16 protein-coding genes are annotated in these 14,451 nt (G+C 69.1%); 8 read left to right on the top strand and 8 right to left on the bottom strand.

The annotated features are described in order from the left end of the window. Window positions 1-35: 35 nt before the first annotated feature. Together EV216_RS10970 and EV216_RS10965 are read left to right on the top strand one after the other, a co-directional pair. Window positions 36-302, top strand: a complete 267-nt coding sequence (locus EV216_RS10970) for an acyl carrier protein (RefSeq protein ID WP_132695410.1) — start codon at window positions 36-38, stop codon at window positions 300-302. Beyond that, the gene (locus EV216_RS10965; protein WP_132695408.1) at window positions 299-1,507 is read left to right on the top strand and encodes a beta-ketoacyl-[acyl-carrier-protein] synthase family protein; all 1,209 of its coding nucleotides are present in this window, start codon (window positions 299-301) and stop codon (window positions 1,505-1,507) included. Before EV216_RS10970 ends, EV216_RS10965 begins: the two co-directional genes overlap by 4 nt. A 51-nt stretch (window positions 1,508-1,558) precedes the next feature. On the opposite strand, the gene EV216_RS10960 is transcribed toward EV216_RS10965, so the two are convergent. Continuing rightward, on the bottom strand, window positions 1,559-2,188 hold the full coding sequence (locus EV216_RS10960) for an invasion associated locus B family protein (RefSeq protein ID WP_165899228.1): 630 nt from the start codon (window positions 2,186-2,188) through the stop codon (window positions 1,559-1,561). A gap of 401 nt (window positions 2,189-2,589) precedes the next feature. Here EV216_RS10960 and EV216_RS10955 point away from each other — a divergent pair, with 401 nt between their 5' ends. After that, window positions 2,590-4,131 carry a helicase HerA-like domain-containing protein gene (locus EV216_RS10955; RefSeq protein WP_132695405.1) on the top strand — a complete coding sequence of 514 codons (1,542 nt, stop codon included), beginning with the start codon at window positions 2,590-2,592 and terminating at the stop codon, window positions 4,129-4,131. A gap of 150 nt (window positions 4,132-4,281) precedes the next feature. Here the strand turns inward: EV216_RS10955 and EV216_RS10950 are convergent, their stop codons facing one another. From EV216_RS10950 to EV216_RS18780, 4 genes are all read right to left on the bottom strand, one after another. Then, entirely contained in the window at window positions 4,282-5,589 is a 1,308-nt protein-coding gene (locus EV216_RS10950; protein WP_132695404.1) for an HlyC/CorC family transporter, read from the bottom strand. Window positions 5,590-5,656: 67 nt separating this feature from the next. Continuing rightward, complete coding sequence (locus EV216_RS10945) at window positions 5,657-6,592, bottom strand: site-specific tyrosine recombinase XerD (RefSeq protein ID WP_132695403.1); 936 nt, start codon at window positions 6,590-6,592, stop codon at window positions 5,657-5,659. After that, a complete protein-coding gene (locus EV216_RS10940; protein WP_132695401.1) occupies window positions 6,589-8,115 on the bottom strand; it encodes a hypothetical protein in 1,527 nt (508 codons plus the stop codon). Before EV216_RS10940 ends, EV216_RS10945 begins: the two co-directional genes overlap by 4 nt. A gap of 4 nt (window positions 8,116-8,119) precedes the next feature. Continuing rightward, entirely contained in the window at window positions 8,120-8,254 is a 135-nt protein-coding gene (locus EV216_RS18780; RefSeq protein WP_279388208.1) for a hypothetical protein, read from the bottom strand. A 122-nt stretch (window positions 8,255-8,376) separates the two neighbouring features. On the opposite strand from EV216_RS18780, the gene EV216_RS10935 reads away from it, so the two are divergent. Both EV216_RS10935 and aroB read left to right on the top strand, forming a co-directional pair. Then, the gene (locus EV216_RS10935; protein ID WP_132695399.1) at window positions 8,377-8,922 is read left to right on the top strand and encodes a shikimate kinase; all 546 of its coding nucleotides are present in this window, start codon (window positions 8,377-8,379) and stop codon (window positions 8,920-8,922) included. After that, complete coding sequence (aroB, locus tag EV216_RS10930) at window positions 8,919-10,046, top strand: 3-dehydroquinate synthase (protein ID WP_132695397.1); 1,128 nt, start codon at window positions 8,919-8,921, stop codon at window positions 10,044-10,046. The genes EV216_RS10935 and aroB overlap by 4 nt, the downstream gene beginning before the upstream one ends. 101 nt (window positions 10,047-10,147) lie before the next feature. On the opposite strand, the gene EV216_RS10925 is transcribed toward aroB, so the two are convergent. Genes EV216_RS10925 through ccmI form a run of 3 tightly spaced genes read right to left on the bottom strand, consistent with a single transcriptional unit; the run spans window position 10,148 to window position 12,083 of the window. Further along, entirely contained in the window at window positions 10,148-10,375 is a 228-nt protein-coding gene (locus EV216_RS10925) for a DUF1289 domain-containing protein (protein WP_132695395.1), read from the bottom strand. Then, window positions 10,372-10,851 carry a Holliday junction resolvase RuvX gene (gene ruvX / locus EV216_RS10920; protein ID WP_132695393.1) on the bottom strand — a complete coding sequence of 160 codons (480 nt, stop codon included), beginning with the start codon at window positions 10,849-10,851 and terminating at the stop codon, window positions 10,372-10,374. Before ruvX ends, EV216_RS10925 begins: the two co-directional genes overlap by 4 nt. Further along, window positions 10,848-12,083, bottom strand: coding sequence for a c-type cytochrome biogenesis protein CcmI (ccmI, locus tag EV216_RS10915; RefSeq protein ID WP_132695392.1), 1,236 nt, complete (start codon window positions 12,081-12,083; stop codon window positions 10,848-10,850). Before ccmI ends, ruvX begins: the two co-directional genes overlap by 4 nt. 203 nt (window positions 12,084-12,286) lie before the next feature. On the opposite strand from ccmI, the gene EV216_RS10910 reads away from it, so the two are divergent. The 3 genes from EV216_RS10910 to EV216_RS18285 all read left to right on the top strand — a co-directional run bounded on the left by EV216_RS10910 (window position 12,287) and on the right by EV216_RS18285 (window position 14,437). Then, entirely contained in the window at window positions 12,287-13,534 is a 1,248-nt protein-coding gene (locus EV216_RS10910; RefSeq protein ID WP_132695390.1) for a sarcosine oxidase subunit beta family protein, read from the top strand. 44 nt (window positions 13,535-13,578) lie between these two features. After that, window positions 13,579-14,088 carry a hypothetical protein gene (locus EV216_RS10905; RefSeq protein ID WP_132695389.1) on the top strand — a complete coding sequence of 170 codons (510 nt, stop codon included), beginning with the start codon at window positions 13,579-13,581 and terminating at the stop codon, window positions 14,086-14,088. A 181-nt stretch (window positions 14,089-14,269) separates the two neighbouring features. Then, a complete protein-coding gene (locus EV216_RS18285) occupies window positions 14,270-14,437 on the top strand; it encodes a hypothetical protein (protein ID WP_165899227.1) in 168 nt (55 codons plus the stop codon). The last annotated feature ends 14 nt before the right edge of the window (window positions 14,438-14,451 follow it).

The following is a 14,451-nucleotide window of genomic DNA, read 5'->3' as shown; positions in this document are numbered from 1 at the left end:
TCCTCGCACGATCAAATAAGCCAGAGAGGCAAGGGATGTCGGACAGCGTCAAGGACAAGGTGATCGCGATCATCGCCGAGCAGGCCGTGCTCGAACCTTCGGACGTAAAACTGGACTCGACGCTCGAGGATCTGGGCATCGACAGCCTCGGGCTGGTGGAATCGATCTTCGCCATCGAAGAGGCGTTCGACATCCAGGTGCCGTTCAACGCCAACGACCCCTCGGAAAGCGAGTTCGACATCTCGTCGATCGCTGCCATTGTCCGGGCCGTCGAGGGGCTGGTGGCCGACCAGAAAGCATGAAACGCGTCGTCATCACCGGCCAGGGCACGATCAACGCGCTCGGCCACAACGTCCCCGCCACGCTGGCCGCCTTCCGCGAAGGGCGCTGCGGCATCGGCGAGATCGACATCCGCGATGTCGAGCGGCTGTCGATCCGCATCGGCGGGCAGGTCACGGGCTACGAGCCCGAGGACCATTTCAACCGCCAGCAGATCGCGCTGTATGACCGCTTCACCCAGTTCACCCTGATGGCCGCGCGCGAGGCCATCATGCAATCCGGGCTGGAGTTCTGCGACGAGCTTTCGCACGAGGCGGGCGTCGTGCTGGGCACGTCGGGCGGGGGGATGACCACGCTCGACGAGAATTACCGCTCGGTCTTCGAAGAGGGCAAGAACCGCGTCCATCCCTTCGTCGTGCCGAAACTGATGAACAACGCCGCCGCCAGCCATGTCTCGATGACCTACAATCTGCGCGGGCCGTCCTTCACCGTCGCCACCGCCTGCGCCTCCTCGAACCACGCGATGGGGCAGGCGTTCCACCTGATCCGCTCGGGCATCAGCCGGGTGATCGTCACGGGCGGGTCTGAATCGATGCTGTGCTTCGGCGGGATCAAGGCCTGGGAAGGGCTGCGCGTGATGTCAAAGGACGCCTGCCGCCCGTTCAGCGCCAACCGCAACGGTATGGTCCAGGGCGAGGGGGCGGCGGTCTTCGTGTTCGAGGAATACGACCACGCCCGCGCCCGCGGCGCCGAGATACTGGCCGAGGTGGTGGGCTTCGCCATGACGGCGGATGCCTCCGACATCGTGATGCCGTCGCGCCAGGGCGCGGCCCGCGCGATCGCGGGTGCGCTGCGCGATGCCAAGCTTGCGCCGACCGATGTGGGCTATATCAACGCCCATGGCACCGGCACGACCGCCAATGACAAGACCGAATGCGCCGCCGTGGCGGATGTGTTCGGCGCGCATGCCGACCGGCTGATGATCTCCTCCACCAAGTCGATGCATGGCCATCTGATCGGCGGCACCGGCGCGGTCGAGTTGCTGGCCTGCATCATGGCGCTGAAGGACGGGGTGATTGCGCCGACCATCGGCTACGAGGAACCCGATCCCGAATGCATGCTCGACGTGGTGCCGAACGAGGCGCGCGAGGCGCAGGTCGATGTGGTGCTGTCCAACGCCTTCGCCTTTGGCGGGCTGAACGCGGTGCTGGCGCTGCGCCGGGCCTGACGGTGTGCGCCGCGGCCGGGGCCTGTTCCCCGGACCGCGGCAGGCCTCAATTCACTGCCCGGCGAGGGTCGCGGCCGTCAGGTCATAGGCGGCGGTGAAGCCCGCCAGCGACATCGCGATTTCCGCGGTCTGGTCCGGCGCCACCAGCGGAACGATGGTCACCTTGGCGGCACGCCCGGCCTTGAAGGCGGCGACCTCCTCGGCGGTCAGTGCAAAGCGCGCATAGCAGGCCTGCGGCGTGCAGAAGGTGAAGCGGTAGCGCTTGGGCGCCGCGGTGTCGATGCCCAGCCGCAGATCCTCGCTCAGCAGCGTCTCGATCGGGGTGGCGATCTCGACCGCCGCGGCACGCGGCGCGGCGGCGGGCGGCAGCGGCGCGATCGAGACCTGGCTCACCGGGTTGTCATTCGCGTCGCGCAGCAATTGCTGCATGTTGCAGGATTCGCGCTCCTCGTCCAGCCGGACGCACACCACCTGCCAGTCCTGGAAGACCTCCTTGACATAGGCGCGGGGCGCATCCCCCTCATCGGCCTCGCCCATCGGCAGGCTGTCGATCTCGGCGGCGGTCGCGGCCGGGGCGCCGCCCGCCTCGGGGGCGGTGTCGCTGCCCGTCTCCTGCGCCGACGCCGGTCCGGCCAGCGCCACAAGGGCCACAAGGCCAAGGGGTCTCAGAAGTTCACGCATGGTTTGCCTGCCTTTGCTGCGTTGCTTGCCGCCCTCTAGCATGCCGATGCGAGCCTGTCAGCGGCCAATCGCGGGACGGTGGCGGAGCCTTGCGCGGCACAAGAAAAAAGGGCCGCAAGGCAGCCCTTTCCTCATGTTTTCACGCTCCCTGTCGGACGGGCCGACCTTTTTTGTGTGGCGCAGGCTACGGGCTTTGTTAACAGGCGTCAACAGGCAAAGACGCGGCTTTGCGCAGCGTCAAAAGCCCGCATGAAAAAAGGCCGCATCGCGAGGATGCGGCCCAGTCCATCAGGGAGGAAGACCCGCCCGGACCCGAGGGTCGGCCTGCGGGATGGATTCAGACTCGCACGAACGGGTTAAGTTTGTATTGTCGAAGCAACAGGTTCGGCGGGGGGAGTGGCGTGTCGCAGCGTCTGTTCATCGGGGGGGGCGGGCCGGATCACGTCGCGGCGCAATATCTTCGGCTCGACCATGCCAACCGGCACGGGCTGATCGCAGGCGCCACCGGCACCGGCAAGACCGTGACATTGCAGGTCATGGCCGAGGGTTTCTCGGCGGCGGGCGTCCCGGTCTTTCTGGCGGACGTCAAGGGCGACCTTGCCGGGCTCGCGGCACCGGGGCGGACCGATGCCCGCGCGCATGACGCCTTCCAGACCCGCGCGGCCAGCATCGGTCTGGCCGATTATGCCTATACGGCTTTCCCGATCACCTTCTGGGATCTCTTCGGCGACCAGGGCCACCCGATCCGCACCACTATCGCCGAGATGGGGCCGCTCCTGCTCTCGCGCCTGCTGGAGCTGAACGAGGTGCAGGAAGGCGTTCTGAGCATCGCCTTCCGTGTCGCCGATGACGAGGGGCTGCCACTGCTCGACCTGGCCGATCTGCGCTCCATGCTGGCCTGGGTCGGCCAGAACACCGCCGCGCTTTCGGTAACTTGGGGGAATGTCGCGCCCGCCTCGATCGGGGCGATCCAGCGTCGGCTGCTGGTGCTCGAAGATCAGGGCGGCGCGCGCCTCTTCGGCGAGCCCGCGCTCGATCTCGCCGACCTGATGCGCGTCGATCCCGATGGCCGCGGCCGGATCAACATCCTCGCCGCCGACCGCCTGATGGCCGCGCCAAGGCTCTACGCGACCTTCCTTCTCTGGCTGCTCTCCGAGCTTTTCGAGGAACTGCCCGAAATCGGCGACCCGGACAAGCCACGCCTCGTCTTCTTCTTCGACGAGGCACATCTGCTTTTCGACGATGCCCCCAGGGCGCTGGTGGACAAGGTGGAACGGGTCGCGCGGCTGATCCGCTCCAAGGGGGTGGGGGTCTATTTCGTCACCCAGAATCCGGACGACCTGCCCCGGAACGTGCTCGGCCAGCTCGGCAACCGGGTCCAGCACGCGCTGCGCGCCTTCACAGCGCGCGACCGCACCGCGCTGAAACATGCGGCCGAAACCTATCGCGACAACCCCGATTTCGACACGGCGCAGGTGATCCGCGAGCTCGGCGTGGGCGAGGCGGTCACCTCGCTGCTCGAGGACAAGGGCGTGCCCGGCATGGCCCAGCGCACCCTGATCCGGCCGCCATCCTCGCAACTGGGTCCGATCACGCCCGCACGGCGCGCGGCGCTCATTGCGGCCTCGCCCGTTGCGGGCAAGTATGATCTCCTGATCGACCGCGACTCCGCGCACGAGATGCTGACCCGCCGCGCCGCCCAGGCCGCACGCGACGCCGAAGAGGCCGCCCGCCGCGACGAGGCGGCAGAGGCGGCCGAACGCGAATACCGCGCCGCGCGTCGCTATTCGCCCCCCGCCCGCAGCGCCCCCCGTACCCGCCGCCGTCCGCCCCCCGACAGCCTCGGCGCCGCCTTGGGCGACGCGCTCATCAAGGAACTCTCCGGCACCACCGGCAAGCGCCTCGTCCGCGGCATCCTCGGCGGATTGTTCAGGGGCCGCTGATCCGCCCGGCCTGCCAATCCGTTGCTTCTTCTTGGCCGAAATACCCCCGCCGGAGGCGCGCCCGGCTCTGCCGGGCGCCACGCCCAACCCCGGACAAGCGGGGCGCAAGCCCCGCGTCGGCCGGGGGCGGGAGCCGCCCCCGGCTATCCCTCACAACGGCCGGATCTTCAGCCGCGTGATCCGGTTGGCCTGGCGCTGCAACACCTCGAAACGGAAGCCGTGGAAGGAAAACACCTGCCCCTGGGTCGGGATCGACTGCGCCTCGTGGATCACCAGCCCCGCGATCGTGTTCGCCTCCTCGTCCGGCAGCGCCCAGTCCATCGCCCGGTTCAGGTCGCGGATCGTCATCGCCCCGTCGACCAGCACCGTGCCATCCTCGGTCTCGCGCAGCGGGTGCTCGGCATCCAGGTCGAACTCGTCGGTGATCTCGCCCACGATCTCCTCCAGGATGTCCTCCAGCGTGATCAGCCCCCGCAGCGCACCATATTCGTCCACCACCAGCGCGAAATGGCTGTGGCGGCGCAGGAATTCCCGCATCTGGTCGTCCAGCGTCGTGGTCTCGGGCACGAAATAGGGCTTGCGCGCCACATCGAGTGCCCGGAATTCCTTCAGCTTCTCGGCGCTGGCATCGGGCCCGCGCAACAGCCGGTCCATCGCGCGCAACAGGTCCTTGGCATGGATCACGCCGACGATGTTCTCGGGATCGCCACGGAACAGCGGCAGCCGCGTATGCGTGCTGTCCAGCGCGCGCGACAGGATTTCCTCGGGCGGCAGGTCGGCGTCGATCATCTCGATCTTCGAGCGGTGCAGCATGATCTCCTCGACCGTCCGCTCGCCCAGATCCAGCGCGCCCAGGATGCGGTCGCGATCCTCCTTCTCGACCAGCCCCTCGGAATGGCCCAGTTGCAGCGCCCCCGCGATCTCCTCGCGCACGGCCAGGATATGGCTGTCGGGATCGGTGCGCACCCCGAAGGCCGCCAGCAGCAGCCGGACCAGCGCGCGCACCGCCGAGACGACGGGCGAGAAGACCAGGATCACCAGTCGGATCACCGGCGAGACCCGCGCGGCGGCCGTCTCGGCATTGGTGATCGCATAGGTCTTGGGCAGCACCTCGGCGAAAATCAGCACCAGCAGCGTCATCACCAGTGTCGCCAGCGCCACGCCGGATTCGCCGAACAGCCGCGTGAACAGCGCGGTGGCCAGCGAGGCGGCCAGGATGTTGACCATGTTGTTGCCCAGCAGCACCGAGCCGATCAGCCGCTCGTTGTCCTCGGTGATCTCCAGCGCCCGCTCCGCGCCCCGGTCGCCCCGATCCGCCCGCGCCCGCAGCTTGCCGCGCGAGGCCGCGGTCAGCGCGGTTTCGGACCCCGAGAAGAAGGCCGACAGCAACAGCAGCAGAACGATGGCGGCAATCGTCGCGAAGAAGGCTGCGTCAAGCAGCGGGGCAGGGCTTTCCATCGCTCTCTCTGTCGGACTGATCGTCTAGGATCATCGTCCCAAGTTATGGGCCGCGACGGCCCCCGGTTCAAGTCGCGTCCGTCCCGCGGGCCAGCGGGTGATGCTCCAGCACCAGCGCGCGCAGCCGCTCGTCCAGCACATGGGTATAGATCTCGGTGGTCGAGACATCCGCATGGCCCAGCAGCGCCTGGATCGAGCGCAGATCCGCGCCGCCAGCCAGCAGATGCGTCGCGAAGGCATGGCGCAACGTGTGCGGCGTCACCTTGCCCGGGTCGATGCCGCCCGCCACCGCGATCTCCTTGATCAGCGAATGGAACCGGTGCCGCGTCAGATGTCCCAGCCGCCCGCGCGAGGGAAACAGGAACCGGCTGGCCACTCTCCCCTGGGCGCGCGCCGCCGCCTCGGTCGCGTCGCGGTCGCCCAGCCAGTCGGCGAGCGCCGCGCGCGCAGGCCGCGACAGCGGCACCATCCGCTCCCTGCCGCCCTTGCCCCGGATCAGCAGCATCCGCGGATCCCCCCGTGCGCTGGACACCGGCAGCGAGACCAGTTCGCTCACCCGCATCCCCGTCGCGTAAAGCAGTTGCACGAGGCAGGCATTTCGCCGCGCATCGCGCGGCGAGGCTTCGGCCGCCGCCAGCAGACGGTCCACCTCGTCATGGCTCAGCGTCTTCGGCAGCCGCCGCGCCTTGCCCGGCCCCTTGATCTGCAAGGCCGGGTTGTCGCCGCGCCAGCCCTCGTCATAGGCAAATCGGAAGAGTTGCTTTATCGCCGACAGCCGCCGCGCGCGTGTGGCCAGTGCCAGCCCCTGGGCCTCGCAGGCGACCAGATAGGCGGTGATGTCGCGCTCGCTCACGCCCTCGAAGGCCAGCCCCCGCCGGTCCAGCCATCCGGCGAAATCGCGCAGGTCGCGGGCATAGGCCAGTTGCGTGTTGGTCGCGGCGTCCTTCTCGGCGGCCTGCGCCTCCAGGAAGGTCGCGATCCAGCGCAGCGCGTCCCCGCTCATCCCCGCCGCTCCAGCAGCATTAGTTGCAGCGCGCTCTGACGGGCGACCGATTCCAGCCCCAGCCGCCGCATCAGCGCAAGCGCCCGCGTGACCTCGCCCAGATTGCCGCGTGCCCCGTCGGTGATCAGGTCGATCGCGCTCAGGATCGCCTCACCCAGACGCGCCTCGGCCAGCAGCCGCGCCTCGGCCGGGCCGGGGGCGCTCGCGGTGAACCCCTCGATCAGCGCCGCGCCCAGCGCATCGGGCGGCTCCAGCCCCTCGGTCGCGCCCGTGGCGATCCCGATCAGCAGCCGTTCCTCGTCGGAGACCGGCTCGCGCGCGAGCGCGACGGCCTCGTATTCCTCGGTCATCAAACCGATCCGGAAGGCCAGCGCGCCCGCCTCGCCGGGCAGCCCCAGCCGGGCCAGCCGCGCGCCGTAAAGCTGGGCAAAGGGCATTTCCAGTTCGGCGGCCAGCATCGCCTCCCAGGCGGGCGCCAGCGCTGCGGCCACGGGACCGGGCTGGCCTGCGATCATCGCCACGTCGAACTCCTGCAACGCGGCCACGCGGCCCCACATCCCGCCCGAGGCGGCGGGCTTGCGCTCGGTCCAGATGCCCAGCAACTGGTTGGGTGCCAGCGCCCCGGTGCGTGCCAGCCGCTCGGCCGCCTCGATCCGCGCCTTCCATCCTGCATTCGTGCGCAGGTCGGACCGTGCAAAGGCCAGCGGCAGCGTCACCGTGCCCAGCGGTTCGCCCACCGCCTCGCGCATGCGGAAGATCAGCGGGCTGGGGCGCGAGGGGGCGGGTAGGGGCTCGCCGATCTCGGCCAGTTCGGGGTCGAGAAAGCGCGCCAGCAGCGCGTCCTCCTCGTCGGTGACATAACCGAGCGCGCGCGCCGTCTCCAGCGTCAGCGCGGCGGCATTCCAGTCGCCGCGCCGGGCAAGGCAGAACACCCGCGTCGGAAAGGTCGGCGCGACATCGGGCGTCAGGCGCATCGCCGCGCAGGCGCGATCCTCCTGTCCCGTCAGAAGCGAGATGTCGAACCAGCGGCGGAACAGTTCCGGATCGGTCGGCCCCGCGCGTTCCACCAGCGCCTGCGCCTGGTCCAGCGCCCCCAGGTCCAGCAGCTTGTCCAGCCGCGCCAGCAGCACCAGCCCATCCTCGCCCGGCCGCATCGCCGCGGGCGGGTCAAGCTCTGCCAGCAGCAGCGTCAGCAGCAGCGCCTGAACCGCGGGCAGCGTGTCCACCCGCTCGGCCCGGATCGCACGGGCGATCTCCTCGGGCCGCCCCGGCCCCCACAGATCGCGCGGCAGCCCTGTGACTTGCGCGGGCAACAGGCCCACCGCATCGACACTGATCCCGGCCAGCGGTTGCACCTCGATCGTCTCGGTGCCGGGTCCGGGGCTCAGCGCGGGCGGCACCGTGCGCACCGCCGGATCGGTCACCGAGTCCGACAGCCAGTCGATCGCCGACAGCGGCGGTTCGGCGCGCACCGGCCCGCTCGCGGCGGCCCAGGCCACCGCCAGAACGGCCAGCGGGCGCATCGTCCTAGTCCACATCGAGCGTCAGGCTTTCGCTCACCACCGTCTGGTCGGGTGTCAGATCGCCCAGATAGGCAAAGCCGACCAACCCGACGAATCCGACGACGACCAGAAAAACCAACACCTTGAGAAGCCGCAACATCCTGCCCTGCCTTCCGTTTTGGTCCGCGCGTAACCCGCTTTGGCTCGATTATAACTGGCATTTCCGGGGAGTTCACGCCATTGAAGGGCCGCAGGGCACAACTTGGCGGGAGGTCGCCTGAAGTGGGCGCAAGGCTGAAGAAAACCATCGCCCTTGTCGGGCTGATGGGCGCGGGCAAGACCGCGGTCGGCACGGCGCTGGCCAGAAAGCTGGACGTGCCCTTCCGCGATTCGGATGCCGAGATCGTCGCGGCCGCCAACATGAGCATCGCCGAGATCTTCGCCCGCGACGGCGAGGCGTTCTTCCGCGCCCGCGAGTCGCAGGTGATCGCCCGCCTGCTGGACGGCCCGCCCGGGGTGCTGTCGACCGGCGGCGGCGCCTTCCTGTCCGAGGTGAACCGCGCCGCGATCTCGGCGCGCGGCGTTTCGGTCTGGCTCGATGCCGATCTGGACCTGTTGTGGAACCGGGTGCGGCACAAGGCGACGCGGCCGCTGTTGCAGACCGCCGATCCCCGCGGCACGCTGGCGCGGCTCTATGACGAGCGCAAGCCCTTCTACGCACTGGCGGATCTGGTGGTGAAGGCCGACCCGCGCTATTCGATCGAGGACATGGCCGACAAGGTGCTGGACGCGCTCCGCACCCGGCCCGACGTGCTGGAGGGGATGTGAGCGAGACCGTTGAAACCGTGCATGTGGCCCTGCCGGGGCGCGCCTACGACATCCGCATCGGCCCCGGCCTGATCGCGCGCGCGGGCGCGGAGATCGGCCCGCTGCTGACCCGTCCCCGCGTCGCGATCCTGACTGACGAGACCGTCGCCGCCCTGCATCTGGATACCTTTCGCGCGGGGCTGGCCGCCGCGGGCATCGAGGCCCCGGCGCTGGCCCTGCCGCCCGGCGAGGCGACCAAGGGCTGGGCGCAGTTCTCGCGCGGGGTGGAATGGCTGATCGAGCAGAAGGTCGAGCGCGGCGGCATGGTGGTGGCGCTGGGCGGCGGCGTGATCGGCGATCTGGCGGGCTTTGCGGCGGCCGTCCTGCGCCGGGGCGTGCGCTTCGTGCAGGTGCCGACCACGCTGCTGGCGCAGGTCGACAGTTCCGTGGGCGGCAAGACCGGGATCAATTCCCCCCTCGGCAAGAACCTGATCGGCGCCTTCCACCAGCCGAGCCTTGTGCTGGCCGATACCGGCGTGCTGGACACGCTGCCGCGCCGCGATTTCCTGGCCGGCTATGGCGAGGTGGTGAAATACGGCCTTCTGGGCGACGCGGCCTTCTTCGACTGGCTGGAGGAGAATGGCCCCGCGCTGGCCGCGGGCGACCTGGCCGCGCGCATCCATGCGGTGCGGCGGTCCTGCGAGATGAAGGCGGGCATCGTCGAGCGCGACGAGACCGAACAGGGCGAACGCGCGTTGCTTAACCTCGGCCATACCTTCTGCCATGCGCTGGAGGCCGCGACCGGCTATTCCGACCGCCTGCTGCATGGCGAGGGCGTGGCGATCGGCTGCGCGCTGGCCTTCGAACTGTCGGCCCGGATGGGGCTGTGTGCGCAGGAAGAGCCCTCCCGCGTGCGTGCGCATCTGGCGGCTATGGGGATGAAGACGGACCTGGCCGACATTCCCGGCGACCTGCCCCATGCCGACGCGCTGATCGGGTTGATGGCGCAGGACAAGAAGGTTCAGGACGGGCGGCTGCGTTTCGTCCTGGCCCGCGGGATCGGGCAGGCCTTCGTTACTTCGGATGTCGATGCGGGGCTGTTGCGCGCGATGCTGGACGACGCGCTGGCCGTGCGCCGGGCCTGACGGGGTCTGGCGGGCGGTGAGGGCGCAAGGGGGGCGCTGCCCCCCGTCCTTGCGGACTCCCCCCGGGGTATTTGGGCCAAGAAGAAGCAGGGGGCGCCTTTTCAGGAGGGGCCGGACAGGGCGGGCGGCAGGCCGAGGCGGCCGCGCCGCGCGGGCAGGTCGGCCATGATCCGGCGTCGGTCCTCGGGGCGCATCCGCGTCCAGGCGGCGATCTCGTCGATCGAGCGCATGCAGCCGGTGCACAGGCGGCTGTCGCGGTCGACCACGCAGACCCTTGTGCAGGGGCTTTCGATGGCGCCATCGACGCGGGCGGGGCGGTCTTCGCTCATGGCGCGTCCTTCAGATGGCGCAGGCGGTCGAGGAACCCTTGCAGGATATAGCCCGCCGCGACATGGTCAATCACTTCGGCGCGGCGCTTGCGCGAGGTGTCGGCCTCGAGCAGCGCGCGTTCGGCCGCCACGGTCGAGAGCCGCTCGTCCCAGAAGCCGATGGGCAGGTCCGTCAGCCGCGACAGGTTGCGCGCGAAGGCCCGCGTCGACTGGCAGCGCGGCCCCTCGCTGCCATCCATGTTGCGCGGCAGGCCGAGCAGAAGCCCTCCGGCAGAGCGCCCCGCCGCGATCTCGAGCAGGCGGGCGGCATCCTGGGTGAACTTGCTGCGCCGGATCGTTTCCAGCGGGCTTGCGACCGAGCGCAGCCCGTCCGAAACCGCCACGCCGATGGTCTTTTCCCCGAAATCCAGCCCCACCAGCGCGCCGCGTTCGGGCAGGGCGGCGGCGAAGCTCTCGGCGCTGTCGAAGACGCTCACTCGGCCACGCCCGCCGCGATGGCGGCCGCGCGCACGGTGTCCAGCGCCTGCGGATGCGGGGCGAAGACCTGCTGCGCCTCGGCCCAGATCCCGGCGGCCTGCTCGGTATCGCCCAGCATGCCCAGCGCGCGGATCAGTTGTGCCCATTCCTCGGGGCTGCCGCCCTGGTTGGCCAGCCGGTCGGACAGGCCCGCCACCATGCCGACGATCATGTCCCGGCGCTGTTCCGCCGTCAGCCCGGCAGAAGCCTCGATATCCTCGGCCGAGGGGCCGCGCAGGGGACCGGCCTGCGGCAGCGGCGGCGGGGTGTAGTCGTCATCGCCCGCGAACCACGCCAGGTCGCGGATCTGGGAATGCACCGGCGCAAGCCAGGGATCGTCCGGCTGCGAGACCGACAGAAGCTCGCGCCAGACCCGGAAGGCGATGTCGGGCCGTCCGGTCTGGATATGCATCAGCCCCCAGTAATAGAGCGCGGTGCCGTTCCGCGGATCGCGGTTCAGCGCGTTTTCCAGCACCGCCTCGGCTTCGGGCGAGACATAGCCGCCCGCGGCCAGCACCATCATGTCGGCCATGGTGGCATGGTCCTCGGCGCTGGCGCGGCCCTCCTTCAGTTCGATGGCGCGGGATTGCGCGGCATAGGCGGCGCGGAAATTGCCCAGCGCGGCCTCGTTGCGGGCCAGCAGCAGAAACCCGCGCAGATCGTCGCCGCGTTCGGCGACCACCTCCCGCAGCCGCTCGACCAGGTCCAGGTGCTGCGGCTCGGGCGCGGGCACCGGGATCGGCGGCGCGGCCTCCTCGGCCTCGGCCTGGCCCATCCGGTTCGCCCGGAACTCGGCCGCCTGGGCGATGCGCGCGGCCATCGGCTGGTCGGGATAGCCCGGTGCCCCGATCACGCGGTAAACGCCCCAGGTGCCGCCCAGCAACATCGCGACAAGTCCTGCCCCGATGACGAGACTCGCCGTCTTCGGCGCCTCCGAGGCGCTCGTCCGGGCCTTGAGCTTGCGGTCGGCCTCCAGCACCCGGCGCGAGACCTCGATGCGGATGCGCTCGGCCTCGTCGGCGGTGATGACGCCGCGGGCCAGGTCGCGCTCGACCTCGCGCAACTGCTCGCGATAGACCTGCAGGTCATAGGCCGCCGCCGGGATGCCCGCAGCCCGGCTGCGGACCAGCGTCATGGCGAGCAGCACCGCGATCGCCGCGGCAAGCCCCAGCGCGACAAGCGTGAATGCCATATGGGTCCACCCCTTTTGCAGCCTCACCCGCCGATCTATTACGGAAAGGACGGAATCGAAAGGGCAAAGCGGCCTGACCGTCCCGCCACTGGCCGATGTCGCGTTCCTTCGACGGCATGCCGCTGGCGGGCAGGGGGCGGCGGGCCGGTCGGTGCATGAAGGGCCGTGCGAAAGCCCGGCAAACAAGGGGAGAGCCCGTGGCCATGAAACGCTATTCCGCCTTCGCCATCGCCCGCGAGGCCGCACGCTACCACGCGGGATGGCAGCGGGCCTGGGCCTCTCCGGCGCCGAAGCCTCACTATGATGTGATCGTGGTGGGGGCCGGCGGGCACGGGCTGGCGACCGCCTATTACCTCGGCAAACGCTTCGGCATCACCAATGTCGCGGTGATCGAGAAGGGCTGGCTGGGCGGCGGCAATACCGGGCGCAACACCACGATCATCCGCTCGAACTACCTTCAGGATCCCTCGGCCGCGATCTACGAGAAATCCCGCGCGCTCTACGAGACGCTCAGCCAGGATCTGAACTACAACATCATGTTCAGCCCCCGCGGCGTGCTGATGCTGGCCCAGACCGAACACGAGATCCGGGGCTGGAAACGCACCGCGCAGGCCAATGCCCTGCAGGGTATCCCGACCGAGTATATCGGCCCCGCCGAGGTCAGGAGGATCGTCCCGATCATCAATATCGACGGGCCGCGCTATCCGGTACTCGGCGCGCTCTGGCAGCCCCGCGGCGGCACCGCGCGCCATGACGCGGTCGCCTGGGGCTATGCGCGCGCCTGTTCCGCGATGGGCATGGACATCCTCCAGAAATGCGAAGTCACCGCGATCCGCCAGCAGGGCAGTCGGGTGACGGGCGTCGAGACCACGAAGGGCGCCATCGGCTGCGGCAAGCTGGCGATCGTCGTGGCGGGCCATTCGGGCGTTCTGGCCCGGATGGCCGGGTTCCGGCTGCCGATCGAGTCCGTGGCCCTCCAGGCACTGGTCAGCGAACCGATCAAGCCGGTGATCGACGTGGTCGTCATGGCGAACACCGTGCATGGCTATATCAGCCAGTCCGACAAGGGCGAGCTTGTCATCGGCGGCGGCGCGGACGGGTTCAACAACTACACCCAGCGCGGCAGCTTCCACCATATCGAGGAAACCGTCCGCGCGCTGTGCGAGACCTTCCCGATCATCACGCGGCTGAAGATGCTGCGCCAATGGGGCGGCATCGTCGACATGACCGGCGACCGCTCGCCGATCCTGTCGAAGACCCCGCTGGAGGGATGCTTCATCAATTGCGGCTGGGGCACGGGCGGGTTCAAGGCGATCCCGGGCTCGGGCTGGGCGATGGCCGAACTGGTGGCCAGGGGCGAGCCCGGCCCGCTGGCCGCCCCCTTCGGCCTAGACCGGTTCCGCGAGGGGCGCTTCATCGACGAAAGCGTGGCGGCGGGGGTGGCGCATTGACCCGGTGGATTGACCAATTGGGAGTCGCCGGGCTTTCGGTTTGGTTGATCCTGTCCGGTTTCGCAGCCAATGCGGGTGATGGCGCGTTGTTCCGAAGGTGGGGTGCGCTGGGTGTTGCCGTCGTCGTGGCCTATTTTGCGGCGGCCAGGCTTTTCCAAAGCCAACCGGCGCCGCCCGGCTATCACGAGAGCAGCGAAATCAATACCAGGAACTTCATCCTGACTGGTCGGCTGGCGCATATGGCCCTCTGGCAATGCTCCCTGATCGCCGCTTGCATAAAGATCGACAACGACAGGCAAGGGGTGCCAACACCGACCCCGATTGAGGCGTTGGCCAGGCCCTTGCTTTCAGGCGCACCCTCTCCCGAGCAGTTTTCCGCGGATACCGACCTGGAGAACAGGTTGGCGGCCAACCTTGCCGACAAGCTCGCGGCCGATGCCGTGGTGGCTCGGGTTGACTGCAGAATTGAGATCACTCAGGCGGTGGCCATAGTTGTCGCCACACTCCAATGGGGTTTCGGCGATCTTCTTTTCGCCGGGAGCGGTGGTGCATGATCTTCGAGAGTCTTCGTTGTGCGCGGTTCGCTGCCCTGGAACAGAAGCGTGTCACCCTCGTATCGCCCGCCCCGCGGCTGGGCCGCTCTGTCGCAGGTCGCCGCCTTGTGCATTTGGTCGCCTTGACGCGCGCGCAGCCGCTCCGCATAACGGGCGCCAAACCCCATTCGGAGACCCGTCCATGTCCGACGAAAACTACGACGTCCTCGTTCCCGAATCCGCCGCCAAGTGGTTTGGCCTCGTCGCCGGTCTTCTGGTGCCGCTCTTCTTCGGCATGGTTGGCGCCCAGATCTACGGCAATATCAACGCCAGTAGCGCCGTGCAGGTTTACCCGGCGTTCGAGGAATAAGGGGGCAGCCACCC

This window comes from Rhodovulum steppense, from assembly GCF_004339675.1.
In the GTDB taxonomy this organism is placed as follows: Bacteria; Pseudomonadota; Alphaproteobacteria; order Rhodobacterales; family Rhodobacteraceae; genus Rhodovulum; species Rhodovulum steppense.
Note: the sequence above shows the minus strand (reverse complement) of the source record. Positions and strands in the feature narration are given on the sequence as shown.

Excerpts from the sequence above, each read along its gene's own strand:
- EV216_RS10970 (WP_132695410.1), top strand. The coding sequence starts at position 36 with ATGTCGGACAGCGTCAAGGACAAGGTGATCGCGATCATCGCCGAGCAG.
- EV216_RS10965 (WP_132695408.1), top strand. The coding sequence starts at position 299 with ATGAAACGCGTCGTCATCACCGGCCAGGGCACGATCAACGCGCTCGGC.
- EV216_RS10960 (WP_165899228.1), bottom strand. The coding sequence starts at position 2,188 with ATGCGTGAACTTCTGAGACCCCTTGGCCTTGTGGCCCTTGTGGCGCTG.
- EV216_RS10950 (WP_132695404.1), bottom strand. The coding sequence starts at position 5,589 with ATGGAAAGCCCTGCCCCGCTGCTTGACGCAGCCTTCTTCGCGACGATT.
- EV216_RS10945 (WP_132695403.1), bottom strand. The coding sequence starts at position 6,592 with ATGAGCGGGGACGCGCTGCGCTGGATCGCGACCTTCCTGGAGGCGCAG.
- EV216_RS10940 (WP_132695401.1), bottom strand. The coding sequence starts at position 8,115 with ATGCGCCCGCTGGCCGTTCTGGCGGTGGCCTGGGCCGCCGCGAGCGGG.
- EV216_RS18780 (WP_279388208.1), bottom strand. The coding sequence starts at position 8,254 with ATGTTGCGGCTTCTCAAGGTGTTGGTTTTTCTGGTCGTCGTCGGATTC.
- EV216_RS10925 (WP_132695395.1), bottom strand. The coding sequence starts at position 10,375 with ATGAGCGAAGACCGCCCCGCCCGCGTCGATGGCGCCATCGAAAGCCCC.
- ccmI (WP_132695392.1), bottom strand. The coding sequence starts at position 12,083 with ATGGCATTCACGCTTGTCGCGCTGGGGCTTGCCGCGGCGATCGCGGTG.
- EV216_RS10910 (WP_132695390.1), top strand. The coding sequence starts at position 12,287 with ATGAAACGCTATTCCGCCTTCGCCATCGCCCGCGAGGCCGCACGCTAC.
- EV216_RS18285 (WP_165899227.1), top strand. The coding sequence starts at position 14,270 with ATGTCCGACGAAAACTACGACGTCCTCGTTCCCGAATCCGCCGCCAAG.